The 17,294-nt window shown below is 71.8% G+C and carries 16 protein-coding genes; 5 read left to right on the forward strand and 11 right to left on the reverse strand.

From position 1 onward, the window contains the following. Positions 1–210: 210 nt before the first annotated feature. Complete coding sequence (locus V5O40_RS03675) at positions 211–813, forward strand: hypothetical protein (RefSeq protein ID WP_332904139.1); 603 nt, start codon at positions 211–213, stop codon at positions 811–813. Here the strand turns inward: V5O40_RS03675 and V5O40_RS03680 are convergent. The 3 genes from V5O40_RS03680 to V5O40_RS03690 form a co-directional block, all read right to left on the reverse strand. Continuing rightward, on the reverse strand, positions 778–1,182 hold the full coding sequence (locus V5O40_RS03680; RefSeq protein ID WP_332904140.1) for a hypothetical protein: 405 nt from the start codon (positions 1,180–1,182) through the stop codon (positions 778–780). The genes V5O40_RS03675 and V5O40_RS03680 overlap by 36 nt on opposite strands. A gap of 238 nt (positions 1,183–1,420) precedes the next feature. Further along, positions 1,421–1,642: a DUF397 domain-containing protein gene (locus V5O40_RS03685; protein WP_332904141.1), complete on the reverse strand. Its 222-nt coding sequence runs from the start codon at positions 1,640–1,642 to the stop codon at positions 1,421–1,423. Then, the gene (locus V5O40_RS03690; protein ID WP_332904142.1) at positions 1,618–2,493 is read right to left on the reverse strand and encodes a helix-turn-helix domain-containing protein; all 876 of its coding nucleotides are present in this window, start codon (positions 2,491–2,493) and stop codon (positions 1,618–1,620) included. Before V5O40_RS03690 ends, V5O40_RS03685 begins: the two co-directional genes overlap by 25 nt. Positions 2,494–3,045: 552 nt before the next feature. On the opposite strand from V5O40_RS03690, the gene V5O40_RS03695 reads away from it, so the two are divergent. Then, a complete protein-coding gene (locus V5O40_RS03695; RefSeq protein WP_269740505.1) occupies positions 3,046–3,333 on the forward strand; it encodes a hypothetical protein in 288 nt (95 codons plus the stop codon). Positions 3,334–3,443: 110 nt separating this feature from the next. Next, positions 3,444–3,890: a hypothetical protein gene (locus V5O40_RS03700; RefSeq protein ID WP_408631823.1), complete on the forward strand. Its 447-nt coding sequence runs from the start codon at positions 3,444–3,446 to the stop codon at positions 3,888–3,890. A 9-nt stretch (positions 3,891–3,899) separates the two neighbouring features. On the opposite strand, the gene V5O40_RS03705 is transcribed toward V5O40_RS03700, so the two are convergent. After that, positions 3,900–4,820: a PASTA domain-containing protein gene (locus tag V5O40_RS03705; RefSeq protein WP_332904144.1), complete on the reverse strand. Its 921-nt coding sequence runs from the start codon at positions 4,818–4,820 to the stop codon at positions 3,900–3,902. Between the two features lie 99 nt (positions 4,821–4,919). Then, the gene (locus tag V5O40_RS03710; protein WP_332904145.1) at positions 4,920–5,609 is read right to left on the reverse strand and encodes a PASTA domain-containing protein; all 690 of its coding nucleotides are present in this window, start codon (positions 5,607–5,609) and stop codon (positions 4,920–4,922) included. A gap of 122 nt (positions 5,610–5,731) precedes the next feature. On the opposite strand from V5O40_RS03710, the gene V5O40_RS03715 reads away from it, so the two are divergent. Then, positions 5,732–7,255 carry a hypothetical protein gene (locus V5O40_RS03715; protein ID WP_332904146.1) on the forward strand — a complete coding sequence of 508 codons (1,524 nt, stop codon included), beginning with the start codon at positions 5,732–5,734 and terminating at the stop codon, positions 7,253–7,255. A gap of 71 nt (positions 7,256–7,326) precedes the next feature. On the opposite strand, the gene V5O40_RS03720 is transcribed toward V5O40_RS03715, so the two are convergent. Both V5O40_RS03720 and V5O40_RS03725 read right to left on the reverse strand, forming a co-directional pair. Continuing rightward, entirely contained in the window at positions 7,327–8,805 is a 1,479-nt protein-coding gene (locus V5O40_RS03720) for a glutamate--cysteine ligase (RefSeq protein ID WP_332904147.1), read from the reverse strand. 314 nt (positions 8,806–9,119) lie between these two features. Continuing rightward, entirely contained in the window at positions 9,120–9,701 is a 582-nt protein-coding gene (locus tag V5O40_RS03725) for a YceI family protein (RefSeq protein ID WP_332904148.1), read from the reverse strand. Between the two features lie 103 nt (positions 9,702–9,804). Here V5O40_RS03725 and V5O40_RS03730 point away from each other — a divergent pair, with 103 nt between their 5' ends. Further along, positions 9,805–10,356 carry a MarR family winged helix-turn-helix transcriptional regulator gene (locus tag V5O40_RS03730; RefSeq protein ID WP_332904149.1) on the forward strand — a complete coding sequence of 184 codons (552 nt, stop codon included), beginning with the start codon at positions 9,805–9,807 and terminating at the stop codon, positions 10,354–10,356. A 295-nt stretch (positions 10,357–10,651) separates the two neighbouring features. On the opposite strand, the gene V5O40_RS03735 is transcribed toward V5O40_RS03730, so the two are convergent. The 4 genes from V5O40_RS03735 to V5O40_RS03750 all read right to left on the reverse strand — a co-directional run bounded on the left by V5O40_RS03735 (position 10,652) and on the right by V5O40_RS03750 (position 17,162). Further along, complete coding sequence (locus V5O40_RS03735; RefSeq protein ID WP_332904150.1) at positions 10,652–13,135, reverse strand: ATP-binding protein; 2,484 nt, start codon at positions 13,133–13,135, stop codon at positions 10,652–10,654. 169 nt (positions 13,136–13,304) lie between these two features. Next, a complete protein-coding gene (locus V5O40_RS03740) occupies positions 13,305–14,459 on the reverse strand; it encodes an acyl-CoA dehydrogenase family protein (RefSeq protein WP_332904151.1) in 1,155 nt (384 codons plus the stop codon). Between the two features lie 75 nt (positions 14,460–14,534). Continuing rightward, on the reverse strand, positions 14,535–16,067 hold the full coding sequence (locus V5O40_RS03745; protein ID WP_332904152.1) for an acyl-CoA carboxylase subunit beta: 1,533 nt from the start codon (positions 16,065–16,067) through the stop codon (positions 14,535–14,537). Between the two features lie 189 nt (positions 16,068–16,256). Further along, positions 16,257–17,162, reverse strand: coding sequence for a hydroxymethylglutaryl-CoA lyase (locus V5O40_RS03750; RefSeq protein WP_332904207.1), 906 nt, complete (start codon positions 17,160–17,162; stop codon positions 16,257–16,259). Between the last annotated feature and the right edge of the window lie 132 nt (positions 17,163–17,294).

The following is a 17,294-nucleotide window of genomic DNA, read 5'->3' on the forward strand; positions in this document are numbered from 1 at the left end:
CCCTCCGACCGGCACCGGACGTCCACCTGCTCGTGGCAGATTGATCGATGAATGCCGATCACGGTGAGGGTAGTTGGATGTGTGCGGACAGTTAAACATGTCGGATCCCTCATAACACTGGCGAGATGGTTCCCCTACGGGGACGGGTACGGGAGGAACGGGGGGCGGACCCGGATTCGGCGGGCCGGAAATCGGGCAAGGCTGATGGACATGCAGAGCCATCTCGCCCTCCTGCTTCCGGTCGCCGCCGTCTGGTGGGCCGCCGGCTATCTCGCGGACGGGCTACCCCGCCTGCGCCATGCGCGCGAGCTGCGTCAGCAAGCCGGCCGGCTGCTCGCGCTGACGCTGACCGGGCTAGGTCTGACGCTGGCTCTGCCGATCGCCGGGCTGGTCACCGTCGGGCCGACGCCTGCCGATCGGGCCGCCGACGGCCTGACGCTCGCCGCCGTACCCGCCCTGCTGGTGGCCGGCTGCACGGTGCGCCGGTTGCGCCGGCTGTGGGCGGGAGCCGGCGCACTTGCCGCCGCCGCCGGGACACCGACCCCGCACGGGCTGCGGGCCGCCGCCGCTCACCCGCTGATCGGCCTGCCGTTGCAGGTGACCGGTCTGGCGCTGCTGCCGGCGATGATCACCGCGAGCGGCGCCGGCCAGTACCTCGGCCCCTCGGCGACCGGGCCGGCGATCACCATCTCGGCGCTCGCCGTCGCGGCCATCGGCGTACGCCACGCGTTGCGGCACAACCGGTTCGCCGAGCGGGCCATGCCCGAACGGGCGGCGTCACCGCGCCCGGCCGCCGGCGCCCTGCACGTATAGCAGTTCCAGGATCGCCCTGGTCGCCTCGAACCAGCGGTCGAGCCACCCGGGTGGCGGCACGCTGCCCTTCGGCGGCAACTCCATCAACAGCCCACGCAGCAGCGGATGGTCCACGAGGGAGCCGTCGTCCGCCGTCGACCAGCCGGCGGCCGGGAAGGACGGCTCGGTGAGTGGATTCGGGTCCAGTGACGGCAGCGTGAGCGGCGAGGGCGGCTCCGCGGTCGTCGGTGTCTCCCGGCCCGCGTGCTCGGTCTCCGCCGACACCACCTCGGTCAGCACGGTGTCCCGCCGGGCCCCGCGATACTTGCCGCCGAACCGTTCCGGCTTTCCCGGCCCGTTGGTGAGGTTGTCCGACCCGATACTCGTCATCCGTCTCGCCTGCCTCGCTCGGTTACCCGCCCTGCCGGGGGGATGTCGACCAGCGCGTACCGAGAAGTACAACGACACGGGCCCGATGTGGCGACGGCAGCCGGCGCCAGCACGCGGGCTGTGGGCCGCCGCCCGCGCCGTTCGGCTCTGATGCCCGTCACGACCGTCGGTGACGGCAGCGGATCCCCGCTCGGCCACCGGCCGGGCGGGGATCCGTCGTCACCATCCCCGGGGCACGTCAGGCCCGGGGGAACGCGCCGTCCCTGGTGCTGGCGACGAAAGCGTGCCAGTCGCCCGGTGTGAAGACCAGGGCCGGTCCGGCCTTGTCCTTCGAGTCACGGACTCCGACCGCCCCGGTCACGTACGCCACCTCGACGCAGTTGTCGCAGTTCGGCCCGCTCTTCGAGCTCTTGAACCACGTCGCCTGCGCCAGGTTCACGGAGAATCCTTGCGTCGCCACTTCCACAACGGCTCCTCTGCCAGTCTCGCGATGTACTCCACGGACTCCTCCGGACGTTCGGCCGCTGCTCGAATGTGATCGAAGATGAAGCTGTACTTCTGTAGTTCGTCACTCTTCTCCAGGAAGAGCCCACCCGTGGCGTTCTCCGCGTACACGACATCCGGATCACCGGGTTCGGGGAAGCTGAGGATCGTGAAGGTGCCGTCCATGCCGGCGTGCGCTCCCACCTCGAACGGCAGGACCTGCAGCGTCACGTTCGGCAGCTGTGCCACCTCCACCAACCGTTTGAGCTGGTCACGCATGACCGTGTCCCCGCCCACCGGACGGCTCAACACCGCCTCATCGAGCACCACCCACAGATCGACCGGATCATCCTGGGTCAGTAACGACTGACGGCCGAGTCGGACACGCACCCGTTGCTGTACCTGTTCCGGACTGAAATCGGGGCGGGCCGCGCGGATCATCGCGCTGGCGTACTCCTCGGTCTCCAGCAGCCCCGGCACCACCTGCTGCTCGTAGGCGCGAATCGAACTGGCCGCCGCCTCCAGGCCCACGTACGCCCCGACCAGCACCGTGCTGTACGGATGCCACCAGCCCTTCTGCCGCGCCTCACGGGCGATCTGCACCAGCTCGTCGCTCTCGGCACCCACCACCCCGTAGATCCGGAGCATGTCGCGCACGTCGCGGGGCGTAGCGGTGGTGTGGCCGGTCTCGATCCGCGAGACCTTGGACGCCGAGCACTCCAACTGCTCCGCCACTGACTCGATGGTGATGCCGGCGGCTTCGCGCTGGCGGCGCAGTTCCGCGCCGAGCCGGCGCCGCCGGATGGTCGGGCTGCGCCGCTCGCTCACGGTGTCACCTCTCCGCCTCGACGCGCCGCGCTGACCGCCCGCCCACGGCGCGATCCTCCCGGCGAACGTTCGCGGCGTGGGGTGGTTCCGGTCCTCGGCCGGCCGCGGCGGGCGAAACCGGCTCTCAGTGTGCCGCCCGGGTGGTGGCCCGTTCAAGCGTCGTTTCGCGCGAGCCGCTCACGTATCGGCAAAAGTCGACGTGCAACTTGCATGAAGCACACTCCTGATGCACTCTGTCCGTATGACCCGGGTTACTGACCGTCTCCGATCCGTCTCCACGCGTGATCAACGTCGTGGGGCCACGGGTCCGGAGTCCTTCCGGTCGACACCCGCCAGCCCGGCCCACGGGATCGGGAGCCGCTCGCCCACGTGCGACGACGACACCTCCTGACCTACCGACCGATCGCGCGGGAGCCCGCCATCAGCAGCTCCGCACCGACGGACCGGCCACCCACTCCGGCCCCCGAGACACGACCTCGTCGCCGGAGCCGCACAACCCCCCATCATTCCCAGCCGGCCCTTCCCCGCCGGCCGACCCTTCCAGGAGCCCATGTGCTTCCCCGCTCCGGTGACGTACTGCACGTGACACGCGCGGCGAGTGTCCAGTTCCGCAGGCCCATTCTGTTCCGGGTGATCCGGGTACTCGACCGGCCGACCTACGACGGTTGGCTCTGGCTCGAAGGTTACGAGTTGAACGCGGCGGGGGACGCGGTCAACCGTCGATCGATCTTCGTCCAGCGGGCTGGGCTGCGGCAGGTCCAGGCCGCACCACAGCCGCGTCCGCACACCGTACGGTCGGCCCGCCGGCCGGTCGTACGGACGCCGGTTCGGGTGCACTGAGCATCACGAACCTCAGGTGAAAAGGATTCGGGGGGCATGCCGCCGACATAGAATCGGTATGCCCACCCCGGCATGTCCGCACCCCGCGCCTCCCGGACCCCGAACCTGGGATGGCCATGGTCAATATGTCCGCGCGGGAGCCACGCCGGCCCCGCATCGCCTACACCTTCGGGCTCCTGGCGCTTCTCGGTGCCGTCACCACCCTGGTGGTGCTGGGCCGCGATCCAGCCCTGTCGTCCACCCGGCTGGCTGAGCCCGTACCGGCTCCGGAGATCACTGTCGTGGAGAGCGAACCGGTCGAGCCGGACACCGCCGCCGACGGTGTCTGGGACGCCTTCGCCCACGACGGCTTCTTCGGGCAGCCGACCGACCGACCGGCGGAAGCCGCCGACTCCCCGCAGCCCGCGTACCCGACCGACGAGGACGCGCCGGTCCGGGCCACGGGTGACCACAGCCGGGAGGAACTCAGCCGCTCGCTGTTCTGGTCCGGGGTGTTCGGGCTGGCGATCTCCCTTGCCGGCCTGGGGCTGGTCGGCACCAGACGCCGCATGTGGTGACCCGGACGATCAACCCGTGGGGCTAGCCGTCGCGGTCGGCTCGGTGGTCGGCTCGCCCGTCGTCGGCGACGGACTCGGACTGGCCGTGGCGACCACCAGCCGAACCTCGTCGCCGGCCGCCACCAACTCGCCGGCCTCCGGGTCGGTGGCGATGACCGTCCCCTCCGGCTGGTCCGACGGGCGGTACTCCACCTCGTAGTCGAGGTCGAGCCCGTCCAACGCCGCCCGTGCCGCGGCCTCCGGCAGACCCACCAGCGGCGGTACCGGCACCTGGTCCGGCGCGGCGCTCGTCGTCGGCGCCGCTGACGGAGACGCGGTGGTCGGCGACGGCGACGCCGTGGTCGGTGGCGCCTGGGTGGTCGGCGACGGCGACTCCGAGCCCGGCCCCTCGTCGTCGAGCCCCTGGCTGGCCAACCAGAACCCGCCCCCGATCAGGGCGAGTAGGAGCAGCAGCAGGACGCCCCAGAGAATCGGCAGCCACCACGGTCGGCCCGGCTGTTCGTCGGCGTACCAGTCGCCGCCGGCCGGCTCACGGTCCACACCCGGCCGCACCGAGGGGACCTCGGCACGCCCGGACCACGCCGCCGGACCGGAACGCTGGGTCGGCGGCAGCTGCGCGGTGGCGTCGGCCGGAACCGGCGGTTCTCCCGCCGCCCGGTCCATCGGCGCGGTCTCGTCGGGTGCCTGCGCCGACGCTCCGGCCACGCGGTCCACCGGCGCGGTCTCGTCCGGCGTACGCCCGAGCGGCGCCGTCTCGTCCGGCGTACGCCCCAGCGGCGCGGTCTCGTCCGGCGTACGCCCGAGCGGCGCCGTCTCGTCCGGCGTACGCCCCAGCGGAGCCGTCTCGTCCGGGTTGTCGTCGGGCGGCGGGATCGGACGGGTCCGATCTTCCGGTTGCCCGTCGGTCGGCTCCTGGCGGTCGTCGCTCACGGCACGTCCTTTCCGCCGATCGGGCGGGCACCAGGCCCCTCGACGGTCAACCTAGCGGTTCTGCCGGTCATCGGTGGGCATCAGCGTGTCGGGTGCGCGTCACGGCGCCGGAGCGCTCGCGTCCGCACTCGGCAGCGTGCCGCACCGAAGCTGGACCACGTCGTTCCACCTGCCGACCGTGCCGCCCACCGGTCGTTGCGCGGTGACGGTGCCGGAGCGCCCGCCGGGATAGCGTGGAAAGAAGCCGTCGTCGACGAGTTCGGCACCGGCCTCGTTGCACTCCTCGCCGATCAGATCCGGCACCTCGTTCGGCGGCGCGGCCCCGGCAACGTTGATCTTCACGGTGACGCCACGCCGCACCGGCGTGCCCGGGGCCGGGTCGGTGCTGCGCACGCTGGGGCCGTCGCCGCTGCCGAAGACGAGTTGCCAGCCCAGGCCCAGGTCGCGCAGCTCCTCCCTGGCCTCCTCGAAGTCCAGGCCGACCAGGTCCGGAACGGTGAGCCCGGTCGGCCGCGACGGGCTGGGGCTGCTGCTCGGCCGGGTCGGGGCGGACGACGTCGGCGGTTTCCGAGGCGGCGAGGTCCGGACGGCGGGCGTCGGGGAGGGGGTGCCGGTCGCGCCGGAGGACACCGGGTCCGGTCCCACCTGGTCGCCGGCGAGCACCCAGCCACCGGCGGCACCGATGATCGCGAGCAGTACGGCGGCGAGCCCACCACCGACGACCATTCTCGTCCGGTCCGGGGCGGTGCCACCGCTTCCCGGCCGCCCATCCGTGGTCCCGTCCGTCATCCCGCCCACCGCCTCATTCCCCCGCGACCGTACCGACCGGGGCCAAGCACTCTCCGTGACCATTGCCGGTCGATGCCGCGCACGACTCGCCGCACCGACCACAGGACGTTACGCTGCCCGGCATGGCCAGACAGGGCTGGGGAGGATTGATCGCCACCGCGGCCGGCGTGGCAGCCGGTGCCGGTGCGGCCCAACTGGGTTTCGGGTACGGCCTGGGCATCCTCAACTGGGCACCCCCTGAGGCGACCGCCGGCACGGCGGCCTGGGTGGCGAGCCTGATCTGGGCCACCTGGATCGCCGCCACGTCGACGATCTTCGGTGCCGTCTGCGCCCAACGGCTGCACGACCGCCGGCGGGCCGCATCCCCGTCCGACAGCTCGACGTCGGTCGGAGCGCCCACCTCCGACGCCCCGCCGCCACCGTCCGGCACCGCAGCGCTGTCCAGTTCGGCAGCGGCGGCCAACGGGCCGGCGACGTCCGACCGCCTGGTGCCGCTCTCTGCCGACCGTCCGTCCGCCACCGCCGAGCAGACGGGAGGCGGGCTGCGGGGAATCGCGCTGGCCGTTGCCGCCGGCCTGGGCGCACTGATCACTGTGCTTCTGGTCGCCGTGCCGGCCCGGGTGGCGGTGGTGCCGGACACCCCGTCTCCCCGGGACATGGCCGCCGGGTACGCAGCGGTCGGCGTCCTGATCGGGACACTCGTGGCGATCTGGGCGCTGCGGTGCCGCGCCGCCGCCACGAACGTCATCGCCACCGCCGGTTGGCTCTGGCTGCTCGCGGTCATCGCCGTGGTCGACTCGGTGCTCGCCGGTCGCGGACTGACCACCGCGCAGCTCGGCATCTGGCAGCTCAGCTCGGACAGCGAGCAGTTCTGGGTCCGGGACTACTTCTACTGGCCCGGCGCGGCCCTGTCGCTCGGTTCGGCACTGGTGATCGGTGCGTTGGCGGCCCGCGGCGGAGTTCGGGCGACCGACCGACGGGTCGGTGCCACCGTCTCGGGCGCCGCCGGTCCGCTGCTGGTGGCCATCGCGTACTTCCTCGCCGTGCCGAGGCTCACCGCGATCAGCCCGGAACAGGTGTCCGCCCATCTCACCGCCCCGTACGCGGTGATCGTCGGCATCGGGGGCTCGGTCCTGGTGGCGGCGCTGGCTCAGCGGTCGGCCCGACTGGCGGCCCGCCGGTCGAGCGGCTCCGACGCGGCCCACGTGGTGCCCCGGCAACGGGTCGGCGACTCCGACCGGCACACGCCCGGGTCCGAACCGGATGCCGACCGGCCCGCACCGGACTCCGCCCCGTCCGCGCCGGACGCCGAGTGGTCCGGGGCGGGTGCTCCGCTGTCCTCGGCGAGTGCCGCGCGGTCCTCGGCGGCCGGCGACCGGCTCGACCAGACGGCGGCCGGCGAGGTGACGGCGGCCCGCAAGGAAGCCGCATCGGCGGGAACCACATCGCGACCGGCAGCGGTCAAGCCAGCGGCGGTCAAGCCGGCAGCACCGAAACCGGCAGCACCGCCCTCGACAGCGCAGCCGGAAAGGCTGGCGGAGGTGGGTGGGGCATCCGGATCCTCGCCGTCCGAGGCGTCGTCCGGCAGCGACGAGACATCCGAGGGCGGGAGCCGCCGCGGTCGTCCCCGGCAGCGAGGTCGCTAGTCCGGATCTTGGCACGAAACGGCCCACCGAGGGGCGATTCCGCACCAAGATCCGGCGAGGTGCCGCATCGCTCAGTCGAGGGGCCAGGTGTGCACCGGCTCGTTCGTGTACTGCAACTCGGTGTAGCGCTGGAGCATGTGGTGCAGCGCGGCCCGACGATCCAGGCCCAGGTGCCGCTCGGCGGACCACACGGTGGCGGTCTGCCAGGCCGCACCGTTGCGTCCGGTACGACAGCGTTGCTCGATGATGCCGAGTAGCCGGTCCCGCTCGGTGGCCTCGACACCGAAGCCGTCGAGCCCGGCGGCGGCGAGCGGCAACAACGTGTCGAGCACCAGCGTGGCCACCGGCACCTCGCCCAACTGCGGCCAGTGCAGGATCGCGTCCATGCCCCGGCGGGCGGCGGCGTGGAAGTTCTCCTCGGCCGAGCTGAAGGTGAGTTGGCTCCAGATCGGCCGGTCGGCCTCGGCCATGCCCCGGACCAGCCCGAAGTAGAAGGCGGCGTTGGCCAGCATGTCCACCACGGTCGGGCCGGCCGGTAGCACCCGGTTCTCCACCCGCAGATGGGGACGGCCGTTCATGATGTCGTACACGGGCCGGTTCCACCGGTAGACGGTGCCGTTGTGCAGCCGCAGTTCGGCCAGCTCGGGAACGCCGCCGGCGTGCAGGACCTCGACCGGGTCCTCGCTCTCGCAGATCGGCAGCAGCGGCGGAAAGTAGCGGACGTTCTCCTCGAACAGGTCGAAGATCGAGGTGATCCACCGCTCACCGAACCAGACCCGGGGTCGTACGCCCTGGGCCTTCAGCTCGTCCGGCCGGGTGTCGGTGGCCTGCTCGAACAGGGCGATGCGGGTCTCCGCCCAGAGCTGCCGATCGTAGAGAAACGGTGAGTTGGCGCCCACGGCGACCTGGGCTGCGGCGATCGCCTGGGAGGCGTTCCAGTAGTCGGCGAAGCTGTCCGGCGCCACCTGGAGGTGGAACTGGAGGCTGGTGCAGGCCGCCTCCGGCGCGATCGAGTCGTTGTGCGTACGCAGTCGCTCGACGCCGCGGATGTCGAGCTCGATGTCCTCGCCCCGGGCACCCACGATCTGGTCGTTGAGCACCCGGTACCGCTCGTTCGTGGAGAGGTTGTCCGCCACCAGGTGTCGCTCGTTCAACGTGGGCAGGATGCCGACCAGAACGATCCGGGTGTCCGAGCGTGCCGCGCGCTCGTTGGCCCGGTCGAGGCTGGCGCAGAGGTCGCGTTCGTAGTCGGCGAACCCGTTGCCGGAGATCATTCGGGGGTTCGCGTTCAGTTCCAGGTTGAACTGGCCGAGCTCGGTCTGGAACAACGGGTCGGCGATCGCGGCCAGGATCTCCTCGTTGCGCATGGCCGGTTCGGCCGCCTGGTCGACCAGGTTGAGCTCGATCTCCAGCCCGGTCATCGGCCGGTCGGCGTCGAAGCCGAAGTCGTCGAGCATCAGGGCGAACACGTCCAGGCAGCGACGGACCTTCTGGCGGTACCGGACCCGATCCTCACGGGAGAAGGAGGCTCGATCGACGTCCCTGCCCATGCTTCCTCCCGGCGCGCGGCGCCACGGAACGGTGCCGCTCCGCAGCGCACTGTGAACCATACTCGTTGGAGGCGTCGAGCCTGGCCGCCCCGAAGATCGGTCCATTGCCGCAGTCCGCCCGGGAGCGGCGGTCGATCACGTCGCCCGGACCTGCTCGGTCGCCTCCGCCGGAGTACCTACCCCGCCACGCTGCGGAACCCCGGCGACCAGCGACGAACAAGTTGTGACAATTCGCACCGACACCGGGGGCGGACCTGACCGGGACAGCCGACAGGCCCGCGCGGTGCGGGCGCGGGCCTGTCGGGGCGTACGGATCAGGACTGCCGGATGGCCTCGCCCTCGATCTCAATCTTGACCTTCTTGCCGACCAGGACGCCGCCGGACTCCAGGGCCACGTTCCAGGTCAGGCCGAAGTCCTCACGGTCGATCTCGGCACTCGCCGAGAAACCGAAGATGTCCTGGCCGAACGGGCTGCGGCCGACACCCTCGAACTCGACCTTGAGGTCGACGGGACGGGTCACGTCCTTGATGGTCAACTCGCCGGTCAGGACGAACTCGTTGCCCTCGTGGGACTTCACGCCGGTGCTGCGGTACTCCAGCGTGGGGAACTTCTCGGCGTCGAGGAACTCGGGGCTGCGCAGGTGCGCGTCCCGGTCCGCCTGGGCGGTGTTGATGCTGGCGGCCTGGATGGTGGCGGAGACCGTGGACTCCAGAGGCTCCTCGGCGATCGTGATGGTGGCGCTCGCGTCCGCGAACTCGCCGCGAACCTTGCTCACCATCATGTGCCGGGCGACGAAGCCGACCCGCTTGTGCGCCGCATCCAGCAGGTAGGTACCGGCCGCCGGGATGGTGAGGCCGTTCCACTCGCGGGTAACCGGCTCGGTGCTGCTGGTCATGAGAGACTGCCCTCCAGAAGATATCGTTTAGTAGCCCAACGGCTGCGTCAGCAACTATAGCCTCGGCAATATTCCTGGTGTCAAGTATTGGTACGATGGACGGGTGGAAGCGAACACGTTCGACGACCCTCGGATCACGGCGGTCGGCCTGCTCTTCGAGGTGCACGCCGGGCTGGCCGCCCGATTCGCCGCCCAGCTGGAGGAACACGGCCTGTCATCGGTCGAGTTCGAGGTGCTGACCAGGCTCACCCGGTCACCCGACAATCAACTGCGGATGACCGACCTCGCCGCCCAGACCTCGTTGTCCACCAGTGGCGTCACCCGGGTGGTGGACCGGATGGAACGCGACGGGCTGATCACCCGTCGTGCCTGCCCCTCCGACCGGCGCAGTTCGTACGCGGTGGTGACGCCCGCCGGCCTGCGCCGGCTCGACGAGAGCCTGCCCGGGCATCTTCAGCTCATCGAGGACTGGTTCACCGGGCAACTCGACCCGGCCGCGCTCGACGCGCTCCTCGACGGCCTGCGCCGGATCCGCGACGCCGTGCACCCCTGCGCGACCGCCGGGAGTCGATCCGTCGCACCTGGTGAGACACCGGCCGAGTGCGCCGAGGACAAGGTGGAACCGCCCACGACGGGCGGCCAGCCGCGCCGTTGAGCGACCCCTCGCATCGTCCGCGCCAGCGGTTCCCGGCGTCCTCGACGAGGTGTGGACCCTGGGTGCACACGGCACCAGCCGAGCGTCACCTCACCGGCAGAAAGACCGGCAGAACCACCGGATCAACCGGCGATAGCACATCAAAACCGACAGACGGGCCGGCTGCGCCTCGCTAGTCTCGCAGCGGCGGGGGCAGCGGGGGGCACCGGCGCGGGCGATGAGCGAGGGGTGGCAACAGGGGGCTTCCTCGCCCGCGCCGTCCCCGTCCCCGCCACCCGCGTTCCGTTCGTGGCGCTCACCGCCCGTCCACCGGGGGGCCGTTCCGGGTCACCGACAGCACGTAGAGCAGTTCCTCCTCGTGTGCGAGCAGCCGGACGCCGCTCTCCCGGCAGGCCACCTCCAGCCGGTCCAGCACGCCCGCGTCGGAGGTGCTCGCCGCCAGCCCCACCAGAGCCTCCACCACCGTGCGTCGGTCCCGTCCGGCCTCGTCCGGCTCCGCTGCGGCGGCGAACCACTCCGCCGCGACCTCCCGATCGCCCCGGTGCAGCGCCAGGTGGCCCTCGATCAGCGCACCGGTGCCGTCGAGCGGGCGCAACTCGGCGAGCACCTCGGCGGCCTCGACCGCCCGACCGTCCTGGGCGAGCGCCAGACCCAATGTCCCCAGCACCTCGCGCCGACCGCGCGGGGTGCCCAGGTCGCTGAACGCGGCCAACACCCGGCGAGCCTCGTCGACGGCGTCGGCGTACCGGCCCTCCAGGCGGAACACCTCCGCGACGGTGCCCCGGGCCAGCAGCCGCAGCCGCTGCTCCGCGCACTGCCCGCCGAGCCGGTCCACCACGGCCAGCCGGCGACGGGCCGTGGCCAGGTCACCGATTCTCATCTCGTGCCACGCCAGCTGATGCTGCGCGACCGCCATCTGGCGGGTCAGGCCATGCTCGGTGGCCAGGGCCAGTACCGCCTCCGCCTGCTCCCGTGCCTGGCCCGGCCGTCCGGTCGCGGCCAGCAGGACGCCGAGCACCGTGCGCGCCTCCAACTCACCCGGCACATCACCGAGTCGACGAAACTCCACCAACGCCGCGCGGGCCGTCGGCAGCTCCGTCGCGCCCGCACCGTGCTCCCCGGCGAGCATCGCCACACCCACCGAGGCCCACGCGCGCAGGGCCGGATCGGCGTCGGCGGTGCGCGGGTCGGCCAGCAGCCGCAGCAGCCACTGCCGACCGATCACGTCCCGCCCGCGTAGCCGCCACCACCGGGGCAGGCTCACCGCGAGGCGTAACGCGGTCAAGGGGTCGTCGACCGCCGCGTACGCCAGGGCCGAGCTGATGTCGCCGGTGACCTCGTCGAGGCGGTGCGCGGCGGCACTGGCACCGGCGCCCGTCAACCCCGGCGCGGTCCGCTCCACCAGCCGGGTCACCACCCGCGCGTGGCGACGTCGGATCACCGTCGACTCGCCGGTGCCCGACGCCTGCTCGACGGCGTAGTCCCGGACGGCGTCGACGAGCCGGAACCGGTACGAGCCGCCACCCCGTACGCTCAGCAGACCGAGATCGAGGAAACGGTTCAACAGCGGCACCGGATCGACGCCGGTGCCGGCGAGCATCTCCTCGGCCAGTTCCACCGACCATCGGTTGCCGAAGGCAGCGAGCTGACGCAGCGCCGCCCGGTCCTCGACGGCGAGCAGGCGGTAGCTGGTGGCCACCGCGTCGCGCAGGGTCTCGGCCACCGCCGTGCGAGCGTCGTCGCCCCGGGGTCGCGGCACCCAACCGCTGTGCGTGGCGGCCGAGGTGTCCAGATCCAGCACCCGGTCGCCGTAACGGTCGAGCAGTTCGGTGAGGTCGAGCAGCCGCCCGCGCGCCGCCATCAGTTCGATGGCCAGCGGCAGCCCACCCAGCCGTCGCACCAGGGCGGCCAGCGCCGGCAGCTCGGTGTCGTCCGGCGGTTCCCGCCGGACCTGGGCCAGGCGCGAGGTGAACAGGGTCACCGCCGGATAACCGGCGAGCGTGGCCGGATCGGTGTCGCCCGGTGACGGCACCTCCAACGGCGACACGGGGCGCACCCGCTCGCCCGGCAGCCCGACGGGATGCCGGCCGGTGACCACCACCCGCAGCGACGGCACCACACCGACGAGCCGCCGCAGGGTACCGGCCACCGGGTCGGGTGCCCGCTCCACGGCGTCCACCAGCAGCAGCGCCCGACGGTCGCCGAGCCGAGCGGCCAGCTCGGCGTCCCGGGCGACGCCGAAGACGGTCATCACCGCGGCGTGCACGTCGGCCGCGTCCGACCCGGCACCGATCAGGACACCGGCGACACCGCCGGGGTGGGCCGGCGCGGCGGCGTGCACCGCCGCCAACGCCAGTGCGGTCTTGCCGACGCCGGCCAACCCCACCAGGCTCACCACCCGGGGACCACGCGGATCGTCCAGCAGCGCGGCCAGCTCGGTGACGTCGTGCTCCCGGCCGATCAGTTCCGGTGGTGGCGGCAGCCCCAGCGGGGTACCGGCCTCGGGTTGGGCGGTCGCCGGCCCGGCGCCCCGGGCGGCGGCCAGGAATGCCGCGCGGGTGGGACCGGTCAGTCGGAGCGCCCCGGCGAGCAGTTCGACGGTGGTGCGCTGTGGCCGGGTGGACCGGCCGCGTTCCAGATCACGGACCGTGCGCACCCCGACACCGGCGCGGGCGGCCAGCTCAGCCTGGGTGGCGCCGGCGGCCAGCCGATGCGCCCGCAGCAGCTCCGGAAGACCGGCGTGCGGCGGGCCGGATTGACGATCATGACCGGGAGCCATGGGCACGGACAATACGGGCCAGGCCCGACATCGGACACGGGATCGTCGGCCACCCGACGATGCCGTGCCGAAAGCCGACAACGACCGGCCGGGCACGGACAGCCGTCGATGCTGGTGGTGGGGCCTCCCGGACCCACCCCGGACGGAACCGGCCACCGACCGGGCTGGCTCACATGCCCAGGTCGCGAGCGATGATCATGCGCTGCACCTCGGAGGTGCCCTCGCCGATCTCCAGGATCTTGGAGTCCCGCCAGAACCGCGCCACCGGGTACTCGTTCATGAAGCCGTACCCGCCGTGGATCTGCGTCGCCTCCCGGGCGTTGTCCACCGCGATCGTGCTCGCGTGCAGCTTGGCGATCGCCGCCTGCCGCTTGAACGGCTCGCCGGCCAGCATCCGGGCGGCGGCGTCGTAGTAGGCGAGTCGGGCGGTGTACGCCTTCGCCTCCATGTCGGCGATCTTGAATTGGATCGCCTGGTAGTTGCCGATCGGCTGACCGAAGGCGTGCCGCTCCTTCGCGTACTTGATCGACTCGTCGACGCAGCCCTGAGCCAGGCCGACGGCCAGCGCGGCGATGGCGATCCGGCCCTCGTCGAGGATGCGCAGGAACTGGGCGAAGCCCCGACCACGCTCGCCGAGCAGGTTCTCCGCCGGCACCCGGCAGTCGTCGAAGGTCAGCTCGTGGGTGTCCGAGGCGGTCCAGCCGACCTTCGAGTAGCCGGGCGCGACGGTGAAGCCGGGGGTGCCGCTGGGCACGATGATGGAGGACAGTTCCTTCGTACCGTCCGGGCGGGTGCCGGTGACGGCGGTGACGGTGACCAGCGCGGTGATGTCGGTACCGGAGTTGGTGATGAACGCCTTCGAGCCGTTGATGACCCATTCGCCGGTCGCCTCGTCCAGCACCGCCCGGGTCTCGGTGCCTCCCGCGTCCGAGCCGAAGCCCGGCTCGGTCAGCCCGAACCCGGCCAGCGCCTCGCCGCTGAGCAACCGGGGCAGCCACCGCGTCTTCTGCTCGTCGGTGCCGAACCGGTAGATCGGCATCGCGCCCAGCGAGACCGCCGCCTCCAGGGTGATGGCCACGCTGGAGTCGACCCGGGCCAGTTCCTCCAGGGCCAGGCAGAGGGCGAAGTAGTCGCCGCCCATGCCGCCGTGTTCCTCGGCGAAGGGCAGGCCGAACAGGCCCATCTTGCCCATCTGGCGGATGATCTCGTACGGGAAGGTGTGCTGCTCGTAGTGCTCGGCGATGACCGGCGCGACCACCTCACGGGCGAAGTCCCGCACGCTGTCCCGCAGCGCCGCGTGCTCCTCGGAGAGCCGGAAGTCCATCGGGTTTCCTCCTGTGTGGACGGCCCGCCGGGCGCTCGTGACGCCGGGACGGGATCGTGCTGGGTGCCGGACGGGTCAGACCGGGGTGACGCCGTGCCGTCGCCGGGAGAAGTGCCGCTGCTTGCCGCGGGCGGCGGCGAACCGGCGCACCAACTCGGCGCGCAGTTGCCGCGGCTCGACGATCGCGTCGACCACCAGCTCGCTGGCGAGCCGTACGACGTCGATGTCCCGCTCGTACTCCTCGCGCCGGGCGGCGACGAACGCGGCCCGCTCGGCCTCGTCCTCGATCGCGGCGATCTTGTTCGCGTACACGGCGTTCACCGCGGCCTCCGCACCCATCACGGCGATCTTGGCGGTGGGCAGGGCGATGGTGGCGTCCGGCTCGAAGCCCGGCCCGGCCATGGCGTAGAGGCCGGCGCCGTACGCCTTGCGCACCACCACGCAGATCTTCGGTACGGTCGCCTCGGAGATCGCGGTGATCATCTTCGCGCCGTGCCGGATGATGCCCTGCTTCTCCACCGCACTGCCGACCATGAAGCCGGGCACGTCGGACAGGAACAGCAGCGGCACGTTGAACGCGTCGCAGAGCTGCACGAACCGGGTCGCCTTGTCCGCCGAGTCGACGAAGAGCACCCCGCCCTTGAACATCGAGTTGTTGCCGACCACGCCGACGACCTCGCCGTCCAGCCGGCCGAACCCGATGGTCAACTCCTTGGCCCAGAGGGCCTGGATCTCGAAGAAGGAGTCCTCGTCGAGCAGGCCCTTGACGTACCGCCGCATGTCGAACGCCTGCCGCTCGCTCGCCGGCACCAGCGCGGCGAGGTCGACCTTTGCCGGTGCCTCGACGGCGGGGGCGGCGGGCGGCTGCTGCGTCCAGTTCGCCGGCAGGTACGACAGGTAGCGCTTCACCACGTCGAGCGCCTCGGCCTCGGACTTGCAGAGGAAGTGCCCGACGCCGGACTCGGCGCAGTGCACCCGCGCTCCGCCCATCGCTTCGAGCGTGGTCTTCTCACCGGTGACCATCTCGACCATCCGGTCCGAGCCGAGGTACATGCTGGCGTTGCCCTCGACCATGGCCACCACGTCGCAGAACGCCGGAATGTACGCGCCGCCGGCCGCGCTCGGCCCGAACAACGCGCAGACCTGGGGGATCGAGCCGGAGGCGCGGACCTGGTTCCAGAAGATCTTCCCGGCGCCCCGTCGCCCGGGGAACAGCTCGACCTGGTCGGTGATCCGGGCACCCGCCGAGTCGACGAGGTAGACCATCGGGACGCGGGTGTCGTAAGCCCGCTCGATGATCCGGATGATCTTCTCGACGGTACGGGCGCCCCAGCTGCCGGCCTTGACGGTGGAGTCGTTGGCCATCAGGCAGACCTGACGACCGTCGACGGTGGCGGTGCCGGTGATCACGCCGTCCGCCGGCAGCCCCTCGGCCAGCGCGTTGGCGTAGAGGCCGTCCTCGACGAAGCTGCCCTCGTCGACCAGCAACGCGACACGCTCCCGCGCGAACAGCTTGCCCTTGGCGGCGTTCGCCGCGTGATACTTCTCCGTACCGCCGCCCTGGACCCGCTTGCGCAGCTGCTCCAGCGCCTCACCGTCAACCGTCACCACGGCCCCCCACCCCAAGCAACCTGAACGATCGTTAGGCTACCCCACCCCAGCCCGCCCCCGCACCACCCACCACCCTCCCCAGCCCCGCGCGATCTTGCACTTTCGGTCGCCGAAATGCCGGATAACAGCGGATCCGCCCCGACCGAAAGTGCAAGATCGCGGGGCCGGGGTGGGGGGTGGGGTGGGTTAGTGGGGGGTTAGGTGGGTGCGGGGGCCGGCGCGGAGGACGCCGGAGGGGAGGGTGCGGGCGGTCAGGTGCTCGGCCAGTTCGGCGACCTCGATCAGGGCGGCCAGGTCGATGCCGGTGTCGATGCCCATGTCGTGCAGCATGTGCACCGCCTCCTCGGTGGCCAGGTTGCCGCTGGCACCGGGCGCGTACGGGCAGCCGCCCAGCCCGCCGACACTGGCGTCGAACTCGGTGACCCCGAGTTCCAGGGCGGTCAGCATGTTCGCCAATGCCGTACCCCGGGTGTTGTGGAAGTGCAGCAGCACCGGAACGCCGGCATTGCGGTCGCGCACCGCCGTCAGCAGCTCACGGACCCGGCGCGGCGTTCCCATCCCGGTGGTGTCGCCGAAGGCGACGCGGTCCGCGCCGTCCCGGACGACCCGGTCGACGATCGCGGCCACCCGCGCCGGATCGATGTCGCCCTCGTAGGGGCAGCCGAAGCTGGTCGCGACGATCACCTCGGCGTGGGCACCGGCGCCGTGCAGCAGGTCGATCAGCTCGGCGATGTCGTCGAGGGACTCGTCGGTGGACCGGTTGACGTTGCGCCGGTTGTGCGTGTCGCTGGCCGAGACGACCACCTCGATCTCGGTGAAGCCGGCGGCCAGGGCGCGCTGCGCGCCGCGCGTGTTCGGCACCAGCGCCGAGTAACGCACTCCGTCCACCCGCCGCGCGCGTCGCCACACCTCGTCGGCGTCGGCCATCTGCGGGATCGCCCGGGGGTGCACGAACGACACCGCCTCGATCCGACGCACCCCGGTGCCCGAGAGCGCGTCGAGCAGCCGCACCTTGGCGTCGGTCGGGATCGGCGCATCGTTCTGCAACCCGTCGCGCGGCCCGACCTCACGAATGGACACGTACTCCGGCATCTCCGCCATCCGGCCACCTCACTGTGACACGCTCCGTCCCCAACCCTCCCCAGCATGTCACACCCCATCCCACCCGACCCCGCGTTGATCAAGAAGTTTTGGTCGGCTGCGGCACGAATCCCGACCAAAACT

Origin of the sequence: Micromonospora palythoicola, assembly GCF_036689795.1 — a bacterium.
In the GTDB taxonomy this organism is placed as follows: Bacteria; Actinomycetota; Actinomycetes; order Mycobacteriales; family Micromonosporaceae; genus Micromonospora; species Micromonospora palythoicola.